The sequence below is a fragment of the Rhodococcus olei genome, assembly GCF_039540555.1.
GTDB lineage: Bacteria > Actinomycetota > Actinomycetes > Mycobacteriales > Mycobacteriaceae > Rhodococcus_G > Rhodococcus_G olei.
Map to the genome: position 1 here is coordinate 97,846 of NZ_BAABFB010000063.1, position 21,728 is coordinate 119,573.

Below are 21,728 nucleotides of genomic sequence, written 5' to 3' on the forward strand. Positions count from 1 at the left end.
CGAAAGTGCAGCTTTCGTCGCCGCCACCGAGCCGATGCGACGAAACTGCACTTTCGGCGTTTCGGGACGGCTTCTAGGGTGGGGTACATGACCGTTGCGGTGTCCGGTGCGAGCGGCAACATCGGTGGGGGAGTGGCGAGCCTGCTCGCGGGGGCCGGGACACCGACCACGCTGCTCACCCGCGACCCGGGGCGCGTGCCGGACCTGCCCGGCGCGACGGTCGCCCGCGGCGGCTTCGGCGATCCGGCCCTCGTGGACGCGCTGACCGGGGCCGACACCTTCTTCATGGTCTCCGCGACCGAGACCGCCGACCGCGCGGACCTGCAGTGCGCCGCGGTCGACGCCGCGGTGCGGGCGGGGGTGCGGCGCATCGTGTACGTCTCGTTCGTCGGCGCGGCACCCGACTGCACGTTCACGTTCGGCCGCGACCACTGGCACACCGAACAGGCCGTCCGCGACAGCGGACTGGCGTTCACGTTCCTGCGCGACAACCTGTACCTGGACCTGATGCCCGGCATGATCGGCGCCGACGACGTCATCCGCGGTCCGGCGGGGCACGGCCGCGCCGCGATGGTCGCCCGCGCCGACGTCGTCGCGGTCGCGGCGGCGGTGCTCGGCACCGATCGCCACGACGGCCGGACGCTGAACCTCACCGGTCCGGCGGCGCTGTCCCTCGCCGATGTCGCGGACGCGCTGACCGCCGCGCTCGGCCGGCCGATCCGCTACCACCGGGAAACGCTCGACGAGGCGTACGCCTCCCGGGCCGGGTTCGGTGCGCCGGACTGGGAGGTCGACGGCTGGGTCAGCTCGTACACCGCGATCGCGAACGGCGAACTGGCCCAGGTCAGCGGCGACGTGCGGCGGGTGCTGCACCGGGAGCCGGCCGGAATCGACGAGGTGTTCCCGCCACTCGCCGATCTGTGAGTGCCGGGGCGTGTGGCGTTCGTCGGGCCGGCCGAGCCCGAGGCGACGCGCCGGTCCAGGGCGGGTGGAATCTACGCGTCGCGGCGGTAGCGCGACTCGTAGGCGTCACGTACTCGATCGAGTCGCTGCTGCTTGTGGGCGTTGAGGAGTTCGGGGTCGAGACCGTGACTGACGAGCCGGTGGCGTAGGTAGATCGATTTGAGTGCGAACAGGAAGTAGACGAACGGCAGGAACAGCAGCAGCACCATCCCGATACGGATGATCCACGGGCCGGGGACGAGCAGAAGGGCCGCGAGGATCGGGACGAGTGGAACGAGGCAGCGGACGGCGTAGCGACGGGTGGCGCCGGGGCCGGTCGTATCGGTGATGACCCAGTTGTGCAGATCGGTGGGCAGCGTCCTGCCCAGGATGTAGGTGAGCCGCTGCCCCAGGGTGGGGGAGTTCGCCGCAGCGGTGTGGTGGGCGGTGTCGTGGGTCATTCGTTGTCCTCGCTGGGTGTGGTGGCGTCCGGGGTGCCGGTGGTGACAAGTGCGCGGGCGAGCTCGATCGCCTGCGGTGTGGTGGCGAACACGTGACGCTGTTCGCTGTCTTTGGTGGTGAACACGCCGAGGGCGCTCAGCGGGCGCAGATGTTCGGGTTTGGCGCCGGAGATCAGGACCGTGATGTGGCGGTGTTCGAGCTTGGTGATGACGTCTTTGAGGACGAGGGCGCCGGTGGCGTCGAGGGCCGTGATCCGTGACATGCGCAGGATGACGACCTTGACGTCGGAAACCTCGGCGAGCTCGAGGAGGAATCGGTGTGCGGCGGCGAAGAACAGGGCGCCGTCGATCCGGTAGGCGACGATGTGCTCGCGCAACAGTTCGTGCTCCTCGGCGAGGTGGTCGCCGGTTTCGTCGAGGGGGACCTGCTCGATGCGGGCGGAGCGTGCCACCGCGCGCAGTGCGAGGATCGCCGCGAACCCGATTCCGACGGCGACCGCGGTGATCAGGTCGAAGACGACGGTGACCAGGAAGGTGGCCACCAGGACGAGGGTGTCGGCGCGGGTGGCGCGGGTGATCGCGAGGATGGACGCGGTCTCGACCATCCGCACGGTCGTCGCGAGCAGCACCCCGGCGAGCGCGGCCAACGGGATCTCGGCGACCAGGCCGGCCGCCAGGTACACGGTCGCGGCGAGGATGAGGGCGTGGGTGATCGCGGCGAGCCGGGTCCGCGCCCCGGACCGGACGTTGACCGCTGTCCGGGCGATCGCGCCGGTGGCCGGAACGCCCCCGAACAGTGGCGCGGCGATGTTCGCCAGGCCCTGACCGAACAGTTCCCGGTCCGGGTTGTGCCGGGTGCCGACTGCCATCGAGTCGGCTGCGGTCGCGGACAGCAGCGACTCCAGCGCGCCGAGCGCGGCGACCGCCATCGCGGGTGCGATCAACGCGGTCACGTCGCCGAGGTGCAGGAAATCGAGGGTTGGGGCGGCGAACCCGGACGGGATGGCCCCGATCCTGGTGAGGTCGAGGTCGAACAGCTGTGCGGCGAGGGTGGCGGCCGCGACCGTCAGGAGCGAGAAGGGAACCTTCGGCAGATAGCGGCCGCCGAGCAGGATCGTCACTGCGACGGTGAGCGCGGTCGCCGGGCTCAGGATCGTCGGGTTCTCGGCGAACCGGCGGGCGGCGTCGAACGCGCTCTGCCACACCTTCTCGCCCTCAGCGCCGGTGATTCCGAGCGCGGCGGGTACCTGCTGGAGGGCGATGACGACCGCGATCCCGGCGGTGAATCCCTCGATCACCGGGGCCGGCATGTACCGCACAGCCCGCCCCACGCCGGCGAATGCCAGGGCTACCAGGACGAGTCCGGCGATCAGGCCGACCGCGAGGACCCCGGTCGGACCGTACTGGCCGACGATGGGGACCAGGACCACCGTCATCGCGCCGGTCGGCCCGGTCACCTGGAATCGGGAACCGCCGAAGACCGCGGCGACGGCGCCCGCGATGACGGCTGTCGTCAGGCCGGCGGCGGCGCCGAGGCCCGAACTGATCCCGAAGCCGAGCGCCAGGGGCAGCGCGACGAGAGCAACGACGAGTCCGGCGAGCAGATCCGAACCGGGGGAGCGGACAGCAGGCTTCCAATCGTCCCAGCGGGGCAGCAGGTCACCGACTGACCGCGCGGCGCCGGCGATACGGGTACCGATCGTGTGGGGGGCGGTCCGGCGTTCAGACATTCACGGTGGTCCTCGGGAGTGAGCCGATGTTGTGGGTGGTCCGGCCCGAGCGGAGAAGGATTTCGACTCGGGCCGGACCTGAGAGGCGTTGAGTGCTGGGTGGATCGACGTGATGCGCTCAACGCCTGGATCGTGTCGGGGTCAACCCCGCGGTGAGCGCATCTCACCGGCCTCGCTGCTGCGGTCTCGGACAGATGCAGCATCACCGGCCGACATCTGGCCGGCCAGGCGCATTTTGAGGGCGGCCAGTTCCTCGCGCAGGACATCGGGGAGGGTGTTGCCGCCGATGGTGGCGTACCACTCGTCGATCAGCCGGGTCTCGGCGATCCACTCCTCCGGGACGACCTTCAGTGCGGCATCGATCCTGGTGTGATCGAACCTCAGCCCGGTCAGGTCCAGGTCCGCAGCCGACGGCACGTGCCCGATCGGCGTCGCCTCGGCTCCGGCGTCGCCGTCGATCCGTCCCAGCGCCCACTCGAGGATCCGGGAGTTCTCCCCGAACCCGGGCCACAGGAAGCTGTCGTCGTCGCGGCGGAACCAGTTGACGTAGAAGATCTTCGGCAGCAGATGGGGGTCGGTCCTGGTGCCGATGTCGAGCCAGTGCGCGAAGTAGTCGCCGACGTGGTAGCCGAGGAACGGCAGCATCGCCATCGGGTCCCGTCGCACGACACCGACGTTGCCCGTGGCGGCGGCGGTGGTCTCCGAGGACAGGATCGACGCGAGGAACACCCCGTGCTGCCAACTCAGCGATTCGGTGACCAGCGGGACGGTGGTGGCGCGGCGGCCGCCGAAGAAGATCGCCGAGATCGGGACCCCCGCGGGATCGTCCCACTCCGGGGCCGCGGTCGGGCACTGGGCGATCGGGGTGCAGTACCGCGAATTCGGATGCGCGGCAGGAGTTCCGGATACCGGGGTCCAGTCCCGGCGCCGCCAGTCCGTCAGATGCGCCGGGGGCTGATCGGTCATCCCCTCCCACCAGACGTCACCGTCGTCGGTGAGCCCGACGTTGGTGAAGATCGAGTTTCCTTTGTCGATGGTCGCCATCGCGTGCGGGTTGGTGTGCCCTCCGGTGCCGGGAGCGACACCGAAGAACCCGGCCTCGGGATTGACCGCGTACAGGCGCCCGTCCTGCCCGAACCGCAACCACGCGATGTCGTCACCTATGGTCTCCGCCGTCCACCCGTCGAGGGTGGGCTCGAGCATCGCCAGGTTCGTCTTCCCGCACGAGGACGGGAACGCCGCCGCGACGTAGTGAACCCTCTGCTCAGGGGAGGTGAGCTTGAGGATGAGCATGTGCTCGGCGAGCCAGCCCTCGTCCTTGGCCATCTTCGACGCGATCCGCAGGGAGTAGCACTTCTTGCCGAGCAGGGCGTTGCCGCCGTAGCCGGAACCGTAGCTCCAGATCATGCGCTCATCGGGGAAGTGGGAGATGTACTTGGTGCGGTCGCACGGCCATGCGGTGTCCGCCTCGCCGGGTGAGAGGGGGGCGCCGACCGAGTGCAGGCACCGGACGAGCTCGGTGCCGGGGCGGAGCCTGTCCCACACCGCGGTACCGGATCGCGTCATGATCTGCATCGAGACGGCGACGTACTCGGAGTCGGTGATCTGGACTCCGAACTTCGGCTCGGCCGCATCGAGGGGCCCCATGCAGAATGCGATCACATACATCGTGCGGCCGGTCATCGCGCCGCGATAGTGCTCGGTCATCACCGTCTTCATGTCGACGGGGTCCATCCAGTTGTTCGTCGGACCGGCATCGGCCTGCGACGTCGAGCAGATGAAGGTGCGGTCCTCCACCCGCGCAACGTCCTCCGGGTCCGAGACGCACCAGAACGAGTTGGGCTTGCGCTCGAGCCTCACGAAGGTGCCCTTGTCCACCAACTGCGTTGTGAGCCGGTCCCACTCGCCGCTCGATCCGTCACACCACACCACCTCGGCGGTCCCGGTGAGAGCGGCCACCTCCGCGACCCAGGCGAGGATCTCCGGATGCGCGGTCGGGGCCTGATCGAGGCCGGCTGCGATGGGGGTTGTCACGGGGTTCACTCCTCACGGATCGGTGCGGCTACCGGGATCGGTCGTGGTGTGGTCACCGCAGACATCCATTCACACAAGATAAGAACTTTAGAAAAATTGCAATCAGTGGGTACGCCAGCCGACGAACGGCCCGCTCGTCACCCGGGCTGGTCGGCGGCCAGCGGCTCGGGCACCTCCTCGAGGAGCTCGGCCTGGCCGGTCACCACGCCGGTCAGGATCTCCCGCGCGGTCTTCAGCAGGTCCGCTACGCGCGGGGAGGTCAACGCGTAGACGACCGAGAGCCCCTCCCTCCGCGCCGTCACCAGCCCGGTGCGGCGCAGGATCGACAGCTGCTGCGACAGGTTCGCCGGCTCGATTCCGACCTCGGGCACCATCTCCGACACCGCGTGCTCGCGTTCGCTCAGCAACTCGAGCACCCGGATGCGAGCCGGATGCCCCAACGTCTTGAAGAAGTCCGCCTTCATCCGGTACAGCGGCTGATGTGAGCTCGCGACCACGATGCCTCCTGCCGTCTCGGATTCGGTGACCGCAACCGGCCATCGACTCAATCAATTGCGAATCTTAGCAACTCGGTACGATGCACCGGTGGACCAGACACTGCCTCCGTGCCCCGAGTGCTCCAGCGAATTCACCTACGAGATGGGTTCACTCCTCGTCTGCCCGGAATGCGCCCACGAGTGGGCCCCGGTGTCCGCGTCACCCGCGGACGACACCGAGGGCGGGGTGATCAGAGACGCCGTCGGCAACGTCCTCGCCGACGGCGACACGGTCACGGTCATCAAGACCCTCAAGGTCAAGGGCAGTCCCACGGGCATCAAGTCGGGAACCAAGGTGCGCAACATTCGCCTGGTCAGCGGCGTCGGCGACCACGACATCGACTGCAAAGTCGACGGCATCGGTCCCATGCAACTCAAATCCAGCGTCGTCAAGAAGGCGTGACCGGGGTTCCTCCGTCACCCTGACAATTGCCGACCGCCCTTCGACCGGCGACTGCCGCGGCCGCAGTGCCGAACGCCGCTTCTGGTCATCTCGAGCGGTGGCGGGCCCAGCCGCTCGGTACGACGAACTCGCCGTCGTCCACAGGCGACGGTCGTCCTGAAGACTGCTGTCGCCTGGACCCGACGGTTGTCGGACCCGCCCTAACTGCACACCTTCCACACGCCGTCGTGCTTCTCCAGCGCGAACGACCGCACGGACCCGGACGCCGGAGCGCTCACGGTGTGGACGGTGACCTGCGCCAGGGCGGTGTCGCCGGTGACCGACACGGCGTCCACGCTGTCGAGCACGGGCACCGAGCCGTCCGCGTTCGCGGACCGGTACACGTCCGCGAAGTCGGCGTCGGCGACCGTCCCGTAGTAGCCGGCCAGGTCGCCGCACGAACCCGCCCGCAACGCGGCCAGGTCGCCGCGGTCGAGGGCGGCGACGAAATCGGTGATCGTCGCCCGCACGTCGGATTCGGAGGTGTCGCCGACGCCCAACCGGTCCAGCAGCACCACGGTGCCCGCGGCGACCGCGGCGAGCGCCGCGACCCCGGCGACGACGAGCGGCCAGCGGCGCCGCCCGCGCGGCGCGGGTTGCGGGTCGGGAATCCGGGTCGGTGCCGCGGTCGCGGTGCCGGAGGTCTGCGGTCCCGGGGCCCGCAGGCCAGGGCCCACCCGAGTCGGCGCCGCGCGGGTGGCGTGCGGGATGACCGCCGTCGCGGCCTCGGCCGGATCCGCGGCCGGCGACGCGATCGGGGGGTGTTCACCGGGGGTGTGCACCGGATCCTGCACGGACTCCGGTTCACCGCCGCCTGACCCGTTGGACATTGCCCCGCCCCCTCGCTCTCGTCCGGTGTCGGTGGCGCCGATCGCGCGCACGGTCAGCAGCCTACGGCGTGAGCGGCCCGGGGCCGGGCGTCGTGACCGGGGGTGTCGGGGCACAATGGTCCCCATGACCTCTTTCGGTGATCTGCTCGGTCCCCAGCCCACCCTGCTTCCCGGCGACGAGGACGCGGAGTCCGAGCTGCTGAACAAGGCCGACCCCAAGCAGGTGGCCGCCGACCACCCGACCGCGTCGATCGCGTGGGCGTACCTCGCGGAGGCCGCACTCGCCGACGGCGAGACGATCACCGCCTACGCGTACGCCCGCACCGGCTACCACCGCGGCCTGGACCAGCTGCGGCGCAACGGCTGGAAGGGATTCGGTCCGGTCCCCTACAGCCACGAACCCAACCGCGGGTTCCTGCGGTGCGTCGCGGCGCTGGCGCGTGCCGCACAGGCGATCGGCGAGTCCGACGAACACGCCCGCTGCCTGGACCTGCTCGAGGACTGCGACCCGCGCGCCGCCGAAGCACTTGGCGTCGAATAGGTTTCGCACCTACACCCGGGACCGGCTGCGGGAGCGGCTGCGGGCCTCGACGACGCGGGTCCGCGCATCCGGCTTCCCGGTGCTGCAGTGCGCGTTGGCGGCGGGTCTGGCCTGGTTCGTCGCCAACGACCTGGTTCACCACCACAATCCGTTCTTCGCGCCGATCGCGGCGGTCGTCTCGCTCGGCCTGTCGCTCGGGGCGCGGGTCCGGCGGTCGTTCGAGCTGATCGCCGGTGTCACGGTCGGGATCGGTGTCGGTGACACGCTGATCTCGGTGATCGGCACCGGTGCCTGGCAGATCACCCTGACCGTCGCGCTGGCGATGGCGACCGCGATCTTCCTCGACGGCGGACCGATCATCTCGATGCAGGCCGGCACGTCGGCGGTGCTGGTCGCCACCCTGATCCCGCCACAACAGGGCGGCGGCCTGGACCGGATGATCGACGCGCTGATCGGCGGCCTGGTCGGGGTCGTCGTCGTCACGTTGGTGCCCGTGCACCCGGTGCTGCGGGCCCGCAAGAGCGCCGCCGAGATCCTCGGTTCGGCGGCCGAGGTGCTGCAGCTGGTCGCGGACGGGCTCGTCGCGAACGACCCGAAGCCGATCGAGGTGGCACTGCGGAAGGCCCGGGCGACCCAGCCCGCGATCGACGGGTTGCGGTCGAGTCTGAGCGGGGGCCGCGAGATCAGCCGGCTCTCACCGCTGTACTGGAACTCGCGGCCCCGATTCGACCGGCTGGCCGCGGCCGCCGACCCGATCGACAACGCACTGCGCAACATTCGCGTCCTCGCCCGCCGGTCGCTGTCGCTGGTGCGGGACGACGAGATCCTCGATCCGCGGCTGGTGGACGAGGTGGAGAAACTCTCCCACGCGGTCGACGTGCTCCGGCGGGTGGTGCTCGCCGACCCCGGGCAGCAGCCGGACCGCGCCGAGGCGGCGCGGGTGCTGCGCTCGGTCGCGGCAGGCGCGAAGGCGGAACTGGTGGAGAACGCAGGCATCTCCGCGACCGTGGTGTTCGCACAGATCCGCTCGCTGATCGTGGACCTGCTGCAGGTGGCGGGGTTGAGCCGGATCTCCGCGATCGCGACGCTGCCGCCGACGGTGCCCAACCCCGCCTACCCGCCCGAGCCGTAGCGGCCGATGGCGGGCGGGCCCGAGCGTGCGCCTGCGGCTGACCGAAGCGACCTACACTGACGGTGATCGGGCAGGACGCAGCAATCGCCTGCCAGGGAAGGGGAGTTCTCGGTGGTCGGTGACCCGGATCCCGATGCCGCGCTGGGCCGACGGGACCGCCGGACCCGTGCCACCCGCCGAGCGCTGCTCGACAGCGCCCGCGAGGTGTTCACGGAGATCGGGTACGACGGCGCGCACAAGAGCGAGATTCTTCGGCGCGCGCAGGTCAGCAACGGCAGCCTCTACCACCATTTCGGTGGCAAGGCGGAACTCTTCCTCGCCCTGCACGACCTGATGGTGACGCATCGGGCGAATCGATCCGAGGAGGCGGTGCGACGGAAACACGCCGACGGTGTCGGCGATCCGTCCGAGTTGTACCTCGCGGCGTGCCGGGCGTACCTGGACGCCTGTTGGGACGACCGGGACCTGACGATCCTGTTCGCCTCGGGGGAGGGGCCGGCGGGTCTCGCGGCCGCTCGGGACGCCGCCGTGGAACGCTGGATCGACTGGAATGCGCACCTGCTGGCGCGGTCGACGGGGGATCCCCTCACGCACGCGGTGACCGCGGTGATGGCCGAGGCCGGGCGCCTCGTTGCCCGATTTCCGGATCAGGCCGGGGCGAACGAGGTTCGGGACGAGTTTCTCGACATCGTCGCCCGGATGACCGCGGGTGCCGTCGTCGCGGCGGTCTCGGACGAGTGACCTGACGGGCCGGGCCGCGCGGTGCCGACACCGCGCAGCCCGGCCCGTCACGCGCGTGCGGTGCGGCCGTCGTCACACCACCGCGGACACGGCGTCGGCCCGCGGAGCGCCGACCTTGCTGAATCGAACTCCGCTGTCGCGCACCGCGCTTCGGCGCAGGGTGACGAGGAGTTCGCGAACATAGTTGTGGTGCAGCTGCCAGGGGGCGCTGCCACCCTGCTTCGGCATGACGGCGTCGCCGCGGGTCGCGTATCCGGCGGTGAGCCCGAACAGGGGCGCGCGCTCGGGGTCGTCGGGCCGCAACGGCGTGCAGATCGCCTCGCCGCGGCGGCGCATGTGGTTGAGCAGGTGGGTGACGTAGCGGGCGACGAGGTCGGCTCGCAGGGTCCACGACGAGTTGACGTAGCCGATGGTGAACGCGAAGTTCGGCACGCCGGAGAGCATCATGCCCTTGTAGGCGACGGTGTCGGGGACGTTGACGGGGGTGTCGTCGACGACGAGGTCGATGCCGCCGACTGCGCGCATGTTCAGGCCCGTGGCCGTGACGACGATGTCGGCGTCGAGTCGCTCCCCGGACTGCAGCGCGATTCCGGCTTCGGTGAACCGCTCGATCCGGTCGGTGACGATCGAGGCGCGACCCTCCCGGATCGCGGCGAACATGTCGCCGTCCGGGACCAGGCACAGGCGCTGGTCCCAGGGGTTGTAGCGGGGGGTGAAGTGGGTGTCGATGTCGTATCCGGCGGGTAGCTGCGCCTCGAGGCCCTTGCGCAGCAGCGCCTTCGTCTTGTCGGGCCGGCGACGTGCCACCTGGTAGGTGTAGGCCGAGGTGGCGATGCTGCGCCAGCGCACGAGCGGATTCGCCAGGGCCGCCGGCAGCAGACGGCGGGCCTTGGCAGAGAACGGGGCGGTGCCGGGCCGGGTGGCCATGTAGGTCGGTGACCGCTGCAGCATCGTCACGTGCCCGGCGGTCTGCGCCATCGACGGGACCAGTGTGACCGCGGTGGCGCCGCTGCCGATCACCACGACCTTCTTGCCGGTGTGATCGAGGTCCGCAGGCCAGTGCTGGGGATGGACCACCCGACCACGGAACGAATCGAGACCCGGGAAGTCCGGGGTGTAGCCCTCGGCGTAGTCGTAGTAGCCGGCGCAGGCGTAGAGGAACGAACAGGTGATCTCCACGATGTCCGCGCCGTGCCGGGCCCGCACCGTCCACCGGGCGTCGCGAGTCGACCACTGCGCGCCGAGGACCTGGTGGCCGAACCTGACGTGCCGGTCGATGCCGTACTCGGCGGCGGTGTCCTGGGCGTACTTGCGGATCTCGGCGCCCCCGACGATCGACTGCGCCTTGTCCCACGGGCGGAAGGAGTAGCCGAGCGTGGCCATGTCCGAGTCCGAGCGGATGCCCGGGTACCGGAACAGGTCCCACGTGCCGCCGATCGCCTCGCGGCCCTCGAGAATGGTGAAGCTGGTGTCCTTGCAGTACTTCTGCAGGTGGTACGCGGCACCGATACCGGACAGGCCGGCCCCGATGATGACGACGTCGACGTGTTCTCCAGACATGGCACCCCTGAACTTCCTCGTGTGACGGTGATCCGACGTGATCGATTGCGGCGGCGTGTCCGTCGGCCGGTGAGCGGTTCCCCGCGACGGTTCGGGCGCTCTCGACTCCGCCTGTGACCTACCCTACAAACAAATTGGACCTGAAGTCCAGAAGGAGATTCTAATTGGTGGCCCCGGCCGGCGGCGGTGTCGGCCGGGTCGCCCTTGACTGCCGCTGTGATCGCCCTTAAATTTCGGTTCTAGACCGCAGATCCAGAATATTGTTCTAAAGCGGCATTCTGCCCGTTCGAGCGGTCCGTGAACCGTCGAACACCCTCAGGGAAGGAACCCAATTGACCGACACCACCAGGCTCTTCATCGCGGGCGAGTGGCGCGAGCCGGCGGGCACCGGCTCGATCGACGTCGAGAACCCGGCCACCGGTCGGGTGTGCGGGTCGGTTCCCGCCGGCACCGTCGTCGACGTCGATGCGGCCGTCGCCGCGGCCCGCGCAGCCTTCAGCGCGTGGTCCCGCACCACGCCGGCGGAACGGCTCGGTCACCTCGAGCGACTGCTGGCGGCGATGCGCGGGCGCGCCGAGGAGATCGCGTCCGTCATCTCCATGGAAATGGGTGCACCACTGGGCTTCTCGCGTTCCGTGCAGGCCGGACTGCCGATCAGGGTGCTCGAGGGATTCGTCCGGACGCTGCCGGAGTACCGGTTCGAGCACGCCGTCGGGAACTCGTGTGTCGTGCGGGAACCGGCGGGTGTCGTCGCCGCGATCACGCCGTGGAACTATCCGATGCATCAGGCGATCGCCAAGCTGGGTGCCGCGCTCGCCGCGGGGTGCACGGTCGTGCTCAAGCCGAGTCAGGTGACCCCGCTGTCCTCGTACGTCCTCGCCGAGGCGGTCGTCGACGCGGGCCTGCCTGCCGGGGTGTTCAACCTCGTGACCGGAACCGGCGGTGTGGTCGGGGAGGCGCTCGCCGCGCACCCGGACGTCGACGTGGTCTCGTTCACCGGTTCCACCTCCGCCGGGCGGCGGGTCGCAGCCACGGCAGCGGGCACCATCAAGCGTGTGGGCCTCGAGCTCGGTGGCAAGTCCGCCAACGTCATCCTGCCGGACGCGGACTTCGAGCGCGCGGTCCGTACCGGCACCCGCCAGGTGCTGAACAACACCGGGCAGACCTGCACCGCGTGGACCCGCATGCTGGTGCCCGCCGACCGGCAGGAGGAGGCGGTCGCGCTGGTCCGGGAGGAGATGTCCGCCGTCGTGGTGGGGCAGCCGGCCGACGAGTCGACCACGATGGGGCCGTTGGCCTCCGCGGACCAGCGTGACACCGTGCTCGGCTACATCGAGAAGGGGATCGGGGAGGGTGCCCGCCTCGTGTGCGGCGGCGTCGAACGGCCGGACTGTGGGGCAGAGGGCCACTTCGTCGCGCCGACCGCGTTCGCGGACGTCACCTCGGACATGGTGATCGCGCAGGAGGAGATCTTCGGACCGGTGCTGTCGATCCTGCCGTACCGGGACGAGGCGCACGCGCTCGAGATCGCCAACGACTCCCGCTACGGACTCTCCGGCGCGGTCTGGTCCGCCGACCAGGAGCGGGCCACCGAGTTCGCCGGCCGGATGCGAACCGGGCAGGTCTTCGTCAACGGCGGTGCCTTCAACCCGTGCGCGCCGTTCGGCGGATACAAGCAGTCCGGCATCGGCCGGGAACTCGGCGCCCACGGGCTCGAGGACTTCCTCGAGGTCAAGGCCGTGCATTTGTGACCACCGCTCCGTACATCCATTACCCGACAACGTCATTCGAGAAGGACACACACTGATGGTGAAGGCAGCTGTGCTCACCGCCGCCGGCGGCGACTACGAGATCATGGACATCGAACTCCCCGAACCGGGGCCGGGTGAGGTGCGGGTGCGCCTGGCGGCCTCGGGGGTCTGCCACTCCGACCTGACGGTGGGCTCGGGCTCGGCCGCGGTCCTGCCGCCCGTGCCCACGGTCCTGGGCCACGAGGGCGCGGGGCACGTCGTCAGCGTCGGCGCGGGTGTCGAACACGTCGGGCCGGGGGACCGGGTCGTCCTCAACTGGACACCCGCCTGCTCGCGGTGCTGGCACTGCCGGCGCGGCGAGACGCATCTGTGCGAGAACGCGGCGGCCACCCGTCACCGCCCCTATGCGAAGCTGCCCGACGGCCGCGACGTGTACAACGGGCTCGGTCCGGCCGCTTTCGCCGAGGAGACCGTGGTACCCGCGGCCGCCGCCATTCCGTTGACCGTCGACATCCCGCTCGTCGACGCCGCGCTGTTGGGCTGCTCGGTCATGACCGGTGTCGGCGCCGTGCTCAACGCGGCGAGGGTGGCCGCCGGTGACACCGTCGCGGTGCTCGGTCTCGGCGGGGTCGGCCTGTCGGCTCTGCAGGGCGCCCGGCTGGCCGGCGCGTCGACCGTCATCGGCGTCGACGTCCACCCGGGGAAGGAGACGCTGGCCAAGGAGGCGGGTGCGACCGACTTCCTGGCCGTCGGACCGGACCTCGTCGCGCAGATCCGGGAGCTGACCGGCGGACGCGGCGCCGACCACGTCTTCGAGTGTGCCGGCCGCGCCGACGCGGTGGAGAACGCCTGGAGCGCCACCCGCCGGGGCGGGCAGGCCGTGGTTGTCGGTCTGGGCCCGACCACCGCGAGTGCGTGCTTCCCCGCGGCCGACCTGATGCTCACCGCCCGCAGCCTGATCGGGTGCTTCTTCGGATCGGCCGACATGGGTCGGGACGTGCCGCGGTTCGCGGCCGACCTCGCGGCCGGGCGCCTGGACGTGAGCTCGCTCGTGACGCACCGGATCGGCCTGGACCAGATCCCGGAAGCGTTCGCGCGCATGCGCTCCGGCGACGGCGGCCGGTCGGTGATCGTGTTCGGGGACGAGCGGTGACCGCGAGCGTTCGCGGGGCGGAGCTGGATCCCGGCGTCCGCGAGCTGCTCGCGGAGCTCGCGCGGCGGGAACAACCCGTCACGCTGGCGGGACAACGCGAGCTCTTCCGCGGCCTCGCGGCGCTGATGGGGGAGACACTGCCCGTCCACGCGGTGGAGGAGACGACCGCTCCGGCGGCCGCCGGCCACCGGGTGCCGGTGCGGATCTACCGCCCGACCGCCGACGCCGGGCTGCCGGTGCTGGTCTACCTGCACGGCGGCGGCTGGATCCTCGGCGACCTCGACACCGTGGACGCGGTCTCGCGCCGGCTGGCCGTGACCACCGGCCACGCGGTGGTCGCCGTGGACTACCGGCTCGCCCCGGAGCATCCGTTCCCGGTTCCGCTGGACGACTGCTACGCGGCCGTGAGCTGGCTCGCCGACAACGGTGCGCGGCTGGGCCTCGACGTCGGCCGACTGGTGGTCTGCGGGGACAGCGCCGGCGGTCACCTGACCCTCGGTGTCGCGGCACGGGCCCGCGACGAGAAGGGCCCCCACATCTCGCTGCAGGTGCTGATCTATCCGGCGGTCGACGACGACATGCAGACGGACTCGTACCGCGCCAACGGCGAGGGCTACTTCCTCACCCGGGACGCGCTCGCCACGATGTGGTCGTGCCTCGCGCCGGAATCGGTGCGCGAGCACCCGTATGTCACCCCGCTCCGCAACGGACGCCTCGACGGCCTGCCCCCGGCGGTGGTCGTCACCGCCGGGTTCGATCCTCTCCGCAGTGAGGGGGAGGAGCTGGTCGTGCGACTCGGGGAGGCCGGTGTTCCGGTGTCGCACAGGAATTTCCCCGGCCAGATCCACGGCTTCCTGTGGATGGCGGGGAGGCTGCCTGCCGCGTTGGACGCGTTCGACGTCATCGCGACCGCGTTGCGCGGATCGCGATAGCCGTCTCCGCGCCGCGGTCGGATTCCGACCGCGGCGCGGGTGGTGGATCGAGTCGATCCGCCGAGCTGCTCACACGTCAATCCTGACTGCGGAGCAGGGCATTCGGGCGTGCCTCGCCCGGAGCCCGATGCCGGGTTCGAGATCTCGGCCGGGACCGTCGTCGAGTCTCTCGCACGTCTCGACGGCCCGGCCCGGCCCGGCCCGGATCGGCGCGGGGCCATCCGAATGGCGCCGTCGAGGCGGTTGGGTTCGCCGTCGAGGGGTTCGCCGCGCGCCGTCGGCTGCGCGGCGAACCGCATCACCTTGAAGCTGCCGATCATGTTCAGGCGGACGACCGATTCGAACGGTTCGAGGGCCACGGCCGGCCCGTCTCGCGTCGGCACGCGCATGGTCGGCCGGGTCCGGAGCGGTGCACCTCCGCGCGCACCGGTCCCTGCTCGGCGGCGTCGAACACCGCACCGACCGCCTGCGCGTCGGTCGCATCCACAAGTCACGAATCTCGCTCCGGCGCAGATGGATTCGTCACGTACCGCTCCGTCCGAACCGGGCAGGTCGACGAGGGTGACGGTCGCACCGTGCTAGACCCGGCCGGGCTGCGGTGGCCGGTCCCGGGCCGGAGGTCGTGCCGGTGACGACGGCGTTGATGCCCCTGATCTGCACGGCTTCGCCTCGATCTCGCGAGTGGTTGCCTGGTTCCGGTGGCGGTCGGCAGTGCCGCATGCGCACCTCACGGATACGCGAGGCCCCGTGCGCAGGATCGTGATTCCGACCTCGGTGGAGGGGTGGACTTCGCGCGCCGAGTTACGCGTACCGACCGGGGGACGCGAAGAAGGCCCGCGACGGCACGGGCCTTCTTTCGCGTCGGGTCGATTGGCTAGCGGGACGCGCCGACGACACCCGCGGTGGTGAGGTCGTCGATGTCGGCGGCGGCGTAGCCGAGCTCGGTCAGCACCTCGGCGGTGTGCTGTCCCAGCGCGGGGGCTCCGGTGGCGGAGAATCGGGGAATGCTGCCGAGGTGCCAGGGGGAGCCGAGCGTCGTGTGTTCGATCCCGCTCGGGTCGGCGACGTCGATGAAGATTCCGGTGGCCTCGACGTCCGGGTTCTTCCGGACCTCGCCGTAGGAGCTGATGCGGCCGGCGACAACGCCGTTCGGCGTCAGCAACGTCATGGCCTCGTCGCTGGTCATCTTCGCGAACTCGGCCCGCAGCAGTTCGAGCAGCGCCGGACGATTGCGGACCCGGGCCTCGTTGGTGTCGAAGCGGGGGTCGCGGGCGACGTCGGGCAGGCCGAGCAGGCTGCAGAGGCGGTCGAAGTGCACCACCGAGTACGCCGACACGACGATGGCGCCGTCCCGAGTGGGCATCACGTCCGCGGCGGGTGCCACGGTGGCCTGCCCGTTGCCCTTGCGCATCGGTTCGATGCCGGTGATCAGATATTCCCCCCAGTTCGGACCCTGAAGATGGACCGCCACCTCGAGCAGCGAGGTCTCCACCGTGTCGCCCTCCCCGGTGCGCAGGCGTCGGATGTAGGCGCCCAGGATCGCCTGCGCGAAGACGTGGCCGGCGACCGCGTCGACGGCGGGGAAACCGACCCGCTGCGGTTCACCGTCGGCCTCGCCGGTGACCCACATGATGCCGCTCTCGGCCTGGGCGGCGATGTCGAGACCCGGCCGGTACTTCGACGGCCCGTGCAGGCCGAAGCCGCTGACCGTGGCGTAGATGACGCTCGGGTGCGCGGCGCGGACCTGTTCGGCGCCGAGTCCGAACGACTCCATCACCCCGGGACGCAGGTTCTGCACGACGATGTCCGCGCCGGCGATCAGGTCGCGGGCGACCCGAATCCCCTGCTCGTCCTTCAGATCCAGGGCGATGCAACGCTTGTTGCGGTTGTAGTTCCGCAGGATCGCCTCACCGTAGATGCCGATCAGGCGGGACGATTCGCCCTGCACGGGTTCGACCTTGATCACGTCGGCGCCGAGGTCGACCAGGATCTGCGTGGCGGCCGGGGCGGCGATGAACTGCCCGAAGTCGACGACGCGGACGCCGTCCAGTGGTCCTGTCATGCGTGGTTCTCCTCTGCGAGTGCGGTGAGCTTTGCGGCGTCGCGTTCCGGACGCACCAGGAAAGTTGCGGCGGCACCGCCGACGGCCATCAGGACGCCGGTGAGGGCGAAGCCGTGGCCGTAGCCGGAGACCTTGTCGGCGGCATTGCCGACGAAATAGCCGAGCACCAGCGGGGCGAGCACGCCGGCCATGCTGTAGAACGCCACCAGGAAACCGAGGACCGGACCTCGTTGGCGGGGGTGGACGACATCGGAGATCGCGGTGAACGCGACCGCGTACGCGGCGGAGTTGAGCGAGAACGCCAGCGTGATGAACACCATCTGCGGCAGACCCGCGGGCAGCGCGGTGAAGGCGGCCATCGACACACCCGCCGCGACGACCAGGCCGCCGGCCAGATATCCGCGGGAGATGCGCCGAGCGACGCCCCGCGCGGTCAGCCGGTTCGACAACCAGCCCGCGCCGATCGCGCCGGCCGCGGCGAAGGCATACGGCAGCATGACCAACCGACCAACGGTGATCGTGTCGTAGCCCAACCCGTCGGACAGGTAGACCGGCAGCCAGGCCACCTTCAACGTCGTCGACCAGTAGGAGAAGAAGGTCAGCAACGCGATGCCCACGACGGTTCCCGTGGTCAGCAGCGTCCGGTACGGTGCGACGGCCAATTCCACTGTGCCGTCGGCGGTCTCGGTCTGCGGAGGTGCGTCCTTGCCGAAGATCAGCCAGACCACGGCCCACAGCGCACCCAGGACGATCAGGACACCGAACGCGGCGTGCCACGACCAGGTCACGATGACCCAGGTCAGCACCGGCGCCGCCAGCAGGGGCCCCACCGACGCGCCGGCGGTGACGACCCCGCCCGGCAGGGCGCGCTTGGCCGGAGGAAACCACGAGTGCACGGAATGGGTGGCCAGCGCATAGGCGGGCCCCTCCGCGAAGCCGAGGACGATCCGGCACGCGAGCAGCACTCCGAAGCTGACCGGGCCGAGGAGTGGGATCATCGTCACGATCCAGACGAGCATCAGGATCGCCAGCAGCCAGCGCACGCCGATCCGCGAGGAGAGTGCGCCGAGCACGATCGCACCGGCGGCGAACAGCCAGAAGAAGGCGCTCTGCACCAGTCCGAACTGCTGTGGCGTGATGCCCAGATCCGTCTTTATCTGGACGCCGGCGAAGCCGAGCACCGACTTGTCGGCGAAGTTGAGAAGCAGGAACGCGAACAGCAGCAGGGTGACGAGCCAGGCGCGCGAGCGTGTCGGCGATGCTGCGACTGTTGCTGTCCGCGAAAGTGTTTCAGTCATGGGGAGGACTCCGAACCGACTCTGTGGATGGGCGGACACAGGAGACCGGGGGCGGGCGAGGGTGGCCGGTGTGCCCCGGTGCCGCGGTCGCGTCGACCGGCTAACACCTGTGATCTGGCGCACTTCCATTCAAGAAGGTGTCGACCGACAAGTCAAAGTCCAAGTTTCACCCGAATTGAGTGTGGACGCCTATTGATCGAATGGGACGACATCGGTTTCGGCGCGGTGCCGTTCGCGGACCCGATGATCGGCCGCGAGCGAGGCCAGGGACGCCGATTCGACCAGCGAATGTCCCCGTTCCATGTGTCCGGAGATGGCGTCGAGCCACTCCTGAAGGGAACGCTTCGAAGAAGTCAGGAACTCGGTGGTCGCCCGGGTGACCCGACCCTTGCGATACAGCGCGACCAGGGGGCGGGCCAGTGTCGGTGACAGCTCCCGCACCGTCCCGCCGCGGTGCCGGGCATCGAGGGCGATTCGGAGCGGAATCACCGCTGCGCCACCGCCGGACAGCACGATCGGCAGTACCGCACCGCGTTGGGGCACCTCCATCACGATCCGCGGTTCGACCCCGTGCTCCCGCAGCGAGTTCTCGATGTACTCGCGGGTGGCCGTGCCGTGTCCGCCCATCACGAACGGAACGCGCGCCAGGGCCTCGATCGGTACCGGATCCGGCCAGTACGAGTCCGTGCCGGGCGGGCAGACGAGCACGAACTTCTGATCGGTCAGGTGTTCGGTGATCAGATCGTCCATCGGAGCCTCCGATGCCACGAATCCGATCTCGCACGCGCCGGACCGGACCAGGTTCGCCACCTCCACCGCGTCGTCGCGCTCCTCGATGTGAAACCGGACGTCGGGGAACTGCGCGCGGAACTTCGCCACCCACACCGACAGTGGGTCCATGGACATGTCCGACAGGGTCGCGATGTCGATTCGCCCCCCGCCCACCTGCCCGACGGTGCGTACCGCGTTCGCCGCCGCCTCCGACTCCCTCAGGATCATGCGGGCCGGACCGATCAGCGCCTCCCCGGCCGGCGCGAGGACGAGACCCCTGCCCACGCGGTGGAACAGTTCGGTTCCCAGGTCCTTCTCGAGTTTGCGTACCGCCTGGGACAGCGAGGGTTGTGCGACCCGCAGCGCGGCGGCGGCGCGATTGACGCCCCCGTGATCGACGACCGCGAGGAAGTACTCCATCTGGCGAAGCTCCATGAAGCCACGCTATCCGCCCCGGCAGGGCAACGGAATCCGACACGGGTGAGCGACTTTCGGTGATCGGGCAGCGCCCGCGCATAGTCGTTTCCTATGCGCGGCGGCGAGTACGCGTATTGGACGACGGCAACCCGCATGCCTTCAATGGTGATCGGCGCCGGCGCGATGGTCGATGCCGCGAGCGGCGCCGCGCGGGCTCGCTCCACTCGTCCCTTCGGCAAGCAGAGGTATCGATGTCCACTCAGTACAGCGTCGCCGGGAGCGTCGCGATCATTCGTCTCGACAATCCCCCGGTCAACGGCCTCGGGCAGTCGGTCCGGGCGGGGATCGTCCGCGATCTCTCGCGTGCGCTCGACACGCCCGACGTCGAGGCGATCGTGCTGGCGGGTACCGACGGCGTCTTCTCGGCCGGAGCCGACATCCGGGAGTTCGGGACCTCCAACGCCGGTGCGGAGCCGTCCCTGCATGCGGTGATCGAGGCGCTGGAGGACTCGCCCAAGCCGGTCGTCGCCGCGATCGAGGGCACGTGCTTCGGCGGGGGCCTCGAGCTCGCCCTCGCTACGCATCACCGGGTCGCGACCGCGGCGTCGCGGGTCGGTTTGCCGGAGGTGAAGCTGGGTCTCGTTCCGGGAGCCGGCGGCACCCAGCGGCTGCCCCGGGTGCTCGACGTGCGGACCGCGGCGGAGATGATCACCGGGGGAGCGCCGAGGACCGCACGGGCGCTCGCGGCGGATCCGCGCCAGCGCCTGTTCGATCGCGTGGTGGAGGCCGATGCAGTCGCCGCGGCAATCGAGTTCGCGCGTGAGGTCGCAGGCCGGGGCGTGCGCACCAGGGTGCGTGACCTGGCGGTCGACCCGGGCGGCGCCACGGTGCTCGGCGCGCTGCGGGCGCAGCTGACCGCGCGGAGCCGTGGGTTCGCCGCACCGCTGCTCGCGCTCGACCTCGTCGAGAAGGCGATCGCCGCGCTGTTCGACGTGGGTCTGGCCGCGGAGGGTGCGGCGTTCCGGGAGCTGGTCGGCGGCGTGCAGTCGGCCGCGCTACGGCATGCCTTCTTCGCCGAACGGGCGGCCCGCCGGGTTCCCGGCCTCGCGCCCGACACGCCGATTCGGGACGTGCGGCAGGTGGCCGTGGTCGGTGCCGGCACGATGGGCGTCGGCATCGCGATGACCTTCGTCGACGCCGGGATCCCGGTCACCGTCCTGGAAACGTCGCAGGAGGCGCTCGACCGAGGGCTGGCCACCATTCGTCGCAACTACCAATCCCAGGTGGACAAGGGCAAGCTCGCCGCGATCGTGCTCGAACAGCGGATGGCCCTGCTGACCCCGTCCGTCGACTACGCGGCGCTCGCCGACGTCGACCTGGTGATCGAAGCGGTCTTCGAGGACATGGAGGTCAAACGTGCGGTGTTCACGCGCCTCGACGCGGTGACGAAACCGGGCGCCATCCTCGCCACGAACACCTCGACGCTCGACGTCGACCAGATCGCCGCGCTGACCGGCCGCCCCGGCGACGTCCTGGGCATGCACTTCTTCAGTCCGGCGAACGTGATGGCACTGCTCGAGATCGTGCGCGCCGGCAGGACGTCCGACGACGTGCTGGCGACGGCGTTGGCGGTTGCCCAGCGGATCGGAAAGACCGCAGTCGTCTCGGGCGTGTGCGACGGGTTCATCGGCAATCGGATGCTGGCCCGCTACCGTCGCGCGGCGCAGCTGATGCTGGAGGCCGGCGCGACGCCCGAGCGGATCGACTCCGCCATCGAGGGATTCGGGTATGCGATGGGGCCGTTCCGGATGGCCGACCTGGCCGGTGGCGACATCGGCTGGGCGGTCCGGAAGCGCCGCTACGCGGAGGACCCCGACATGCCCCGAGACGTGTTGTCCGACACGCTCTGCGAGATGGGACGATTCGGCCAGAAGACCGGGGCCGGGTGGTACGACTACGAACCCGGGCGCCGCGCCGCGATCCCGAGCCCGGTCGTGGCCGAGATGCTGGCGGACTTCCGGCGGCAGTGGGACATTCGGAGCGTGGAGATCTCCGACGAGGAGATCGTGCAGCGGTTGGTCTTCGCGCTCGTCGACGAGGGTGCACGGATCCTGGACGAGGGCATCGCGTTGCGGGCCTCCGACATCGACGTGGTCTACCTGGCCGGGTACGGCTTCCCGCGGCACCGCGGCGGCCCGATGTTCCACGCCGACACGGTCGGCCTCGATCGCGTCGAGGACGCGGTGCGCCGATTCGACGTCGACGGTCGAGGACCGGCACCCCTCCTGGCTCGGCTGGCCGCCGAGGGCGGCACCTTCCGGTGACGATCCTCGCCCCCGATCGCGCCGCGTTCGTCGCCGGCACCCGCGGCACCTGCGCCGGCGCGGACTCCGGG

Annotated in this window: 18 protein-coding genes; 9 read left to right on the forward strand and 9 right to left on the reverse strand. The window is 70.3% G+C overall.

Annotated elements, in window-relative coordinates; genetic code table 11:
* Nucleotides 1-87 precede the first annotated feature (87 nt).
* Nucleotides 88-924: an NAD(P)H-binding protein gene (locus ABD951_RS20560; protein ID WP_345349392.1), complete on the forward strand. Its 837-nt coding sequence runs from the start codon at nt 88-90 to the stop codon at nt 922-924.
* A 71-nt stretch (nt 925-995) separates the two neighbouring features.
* Here the strand turns inward: ABD951_RS20560 and ABD951_RS20565 are convergent, their stop codons facing one another.
* The 4 genes from ABD951_RS20565 to ABD951_RS20580 all read right to left on the reverse strand — a co-directional run bounded on the left by ABD951_RS20565 (nt 996) and on the right by ABD951_RS20580 (nt 5,664).
* Entirely contained in the window at nt 996-1,403 is a 408-nt protein-coding gene (locus ABD951_RS20565) for a DUF5313 family protein (protein WP_345349395.1), read from the reverse strand.
* Entirely contained in the window at nt 1,400-3,133 is a 1,734-nt protein-coding gene (locus ABD951_RS20570) for a SulP family inorganic anion transporter (RefSeq protein WP_345349397.1), read from the reverse strand. Before ABD951_RS20570 ends, ABD951_RS20565 begins: the two co-directional genes overlap by 4 nt.
* A gap of 141 nt (nt 3,134-3,274) precedes the next feature.
* A complete protein-coding gene (locus ABD951_RS20575) occupies nt 3,275-5,167 on the reverse strand; it encodes a phosphoenolpyruvate carboxykinase (GTP) (protein WP_345349400.1) in 1,893 nt (630 codons plus the stop codon).
* Between the two features lie 137 nt (nt 5,168-5,304).
* On the reverse strand, nt 5,305-5,664 hold the full coding sequence (locus tag ABD951_RS20580) for an ArsR/SmtB family transcription factor (protein WP_345349403.1): 360 nt from the start codon (nt 5,662-5,664) through the stop codon (nt 5,305-5,307).
* Nucleotides 5,665-5,752: 88 nt separating this feature from the next.
* Here ABD951_RS20580 and ABD951_RS20585 point away from each other — a divergent pair, with 88 nt between their 5' ends.
* Complete coding sequence (locus ABD951_RS20585) at nt 5,753-6,106, forward strand: zinc ribbon domain-containing protein YjdM (protein WP_345349406.1); 354 nt, start codon at nt 5,753-5,755, stop codon at nt 6,104-6,106.
* Between the two features lie 200 nt (nt 6,107-6,306).
* Here the strand turns inward: ABD951_RS20585 and ABD951_RS20590 are convergent, their stop codons facing one another.
* Nucleotides 6,307-6,975 (reverse strand): Rv0361 family membrane protein, encoded by a 669-nt coding sequence (locus ABD951_RS20590; RefSeq protein ID WP_345349409.1) that lies wholly within the window; start codon nt 6,973-6,975, stop codon nt 6,307-6,309.
* Nucleotides 6,976-7,099: 124 nt separating this feature from the next.
* Between ABD951_RS20590 and ABD951_RS20595 the strand changes: the two genes are divergently transcribed.
* From ABD951_RS20595 to ABD951_RS20605, 3 genes are all read left to right on the forward strand, one after another.
* Nucleotides 7,100-7,516: a DUF3151 domain-containing protein gene (locus ABD951_RS20595; protein ID WP_345349412.1), complete on the forward strand. Its 417-nt coding sequence runs from the start codon at nt 7,100-7,102 to the stop codon at nt 7,514-7,516.
* Between the two features lie 37 nt (nt 7,517-7,553).
* Nucleotides 7,554-8,648, forward strand: a complete 1,095-nt coding sequence (locus ABD951_RS20600) for an FUSC family protein (protein ID WP_345349582.1) — start codon at nt 7,554-7,556, stop codon at nt 8,646-8,648.
* A gap of 111 nt (nt 8,649-8,759) precedes the next feature.
* Nucleotides 8,760-9,389: a TetR/AcrR family transcriptional regulator gene (locus ABD951_RS20605; RefSeq protein WP_345349415.1), complete on the forward strand. Its 630-nt coding sequence runs from the start codon at nt 8,760-8,762 to the stop codon at nt 9,387-9,389.
* Between the two features lie 72 nt (nt 9,390-9,461).
* On the opposite strand, the gene ABD951_RS20610 is transcribed toward ABD951_RS20605, so the two are convergent.
* Nucleotides 9,462-10,949 (reverse strand): flavin-containing monooxygenase, encoded by a 1,488-nt coding sequence (locus ABD951_RS20610; RefSeq protein ID WP_345349418.1) that lies wholly within the window; start codon nt 10,947-10,949, stop codon nt 9,462-9,464.
* A 332-nt stretch (nt 10,950-11,281) separates the two neighbouring features.
* Between ABD951_RS20610 and ABD951_RS20615 the strand changes: the two genes are divergently transcribed.
* The 3 genes from ABD951_RS20615 to ABD951_RS20625 are packed head-to-tail and all read left to right on the forward strand — an operon-like array spanning nt 11,282 to nt 14,785.
* Nucleotides 11,282-12,700, forward strand: coding sequence for an aldehyde dehydrogenase family protein (locus tag ABD951_RS20615; protein WP_345349421.1), 1,419 nt, complete (start codon nt 11,282-11,284; stop codon nt 12,698-12,700).
* A 55-nt stretch (nt 12,701-12,755) separates the two neighbouring features.
* A complete protein-coding gene (locus tag ABD951_RS20620; protein ID WP_345349424.1) occupies nt 12,756-13,853 on the forward strand; it encodes a Zn-dependent alcohol dehydrogenase in 1,098 nt (365 codons plus the stop codon).
* Nucleotides 13,850-14,785, forward strand: a complete 936-nt coding sequence (locus ABD951_RS20625; RefSeq protein WP_345349427.1) for an alpha/beta hydrolase — start codon at nt 13,850-13,852, stop codon at nt 14,783-14,785. The genes ABD951_RS20620 and ABD951_RS20625 overlap by 4 nt, the downstream gene beginning before the upstream one ends.
* Before the next feature lie 874 nt (nt 14,786-15,659).
* On the opposite strand, the gene ABD951_RS20630 is transcribed toward ABD951_RS20625, so the two are convergent.
* The 3 genes from ABD951_RS20630 to ABD951_RS20640 all read right to left on the reverse strand — a co-directional run bounded on the left by ABD951_RS20630 (nt 15,660) and on the right by ABD951_RS20640 (nt 19,351).
* A complete protein-coding gene (locus tag ABD951_RS20630; RefSeq protein WP_345349430.1) occupies nt 15,660-16,847 on the reverse strand; it encodes a CaiB/BaiF CoA transferase family protein in 1,188 nt (395 codons plus the stop codon).
* Nucleotides 16,844-18,145, reverse strand: coding sequence for an MFS transporter (locus tag ABD951_RS20635; RefSeq protein WP_345349433.1), 1,302 nt, complete (start codon nt 18,143-18,145; stop codon nt 16,844-16,846). The genes ABD951_RS20630 and ABD951_RS20635 overlap by 4 nt, the downstream gene beginning before the upstream one ends.
* 189 nt (nt 18,146-18,334) lie before the next feature.
* Nucleotides 18,335-19,351 (reverse strand): LysR family transcriptional regulator, encoded by a 1,017-nt coding sequence (locus ABD951_RS20640; protein WP_345349436.1) that lies wholly within the window; start codon nt 19,349-19,351, stop codon nt 18,335-18,337.
* Between the two features lie 233 nt (nt 19,352-19,584).
* On the opposite strand from ABD951_RS20640, the gene ABD951_RS20645 reads away from it, so the two are divergent.
* Nucleotides 19,585-21,657, forward strand: coding sequence for a 3-hydroxyacyl-CoA dehydrogenase NAD-binding domain-containing protein (locus ABD951_RS20645; protein ID WP_345349439.1), 2,073 nt, complete (start codon nt 19,585-19,587; stop codon nt 21,655-21,657).
* Nucleotides 21,658-21,728 lie beyond the last annotated feature (71 nt).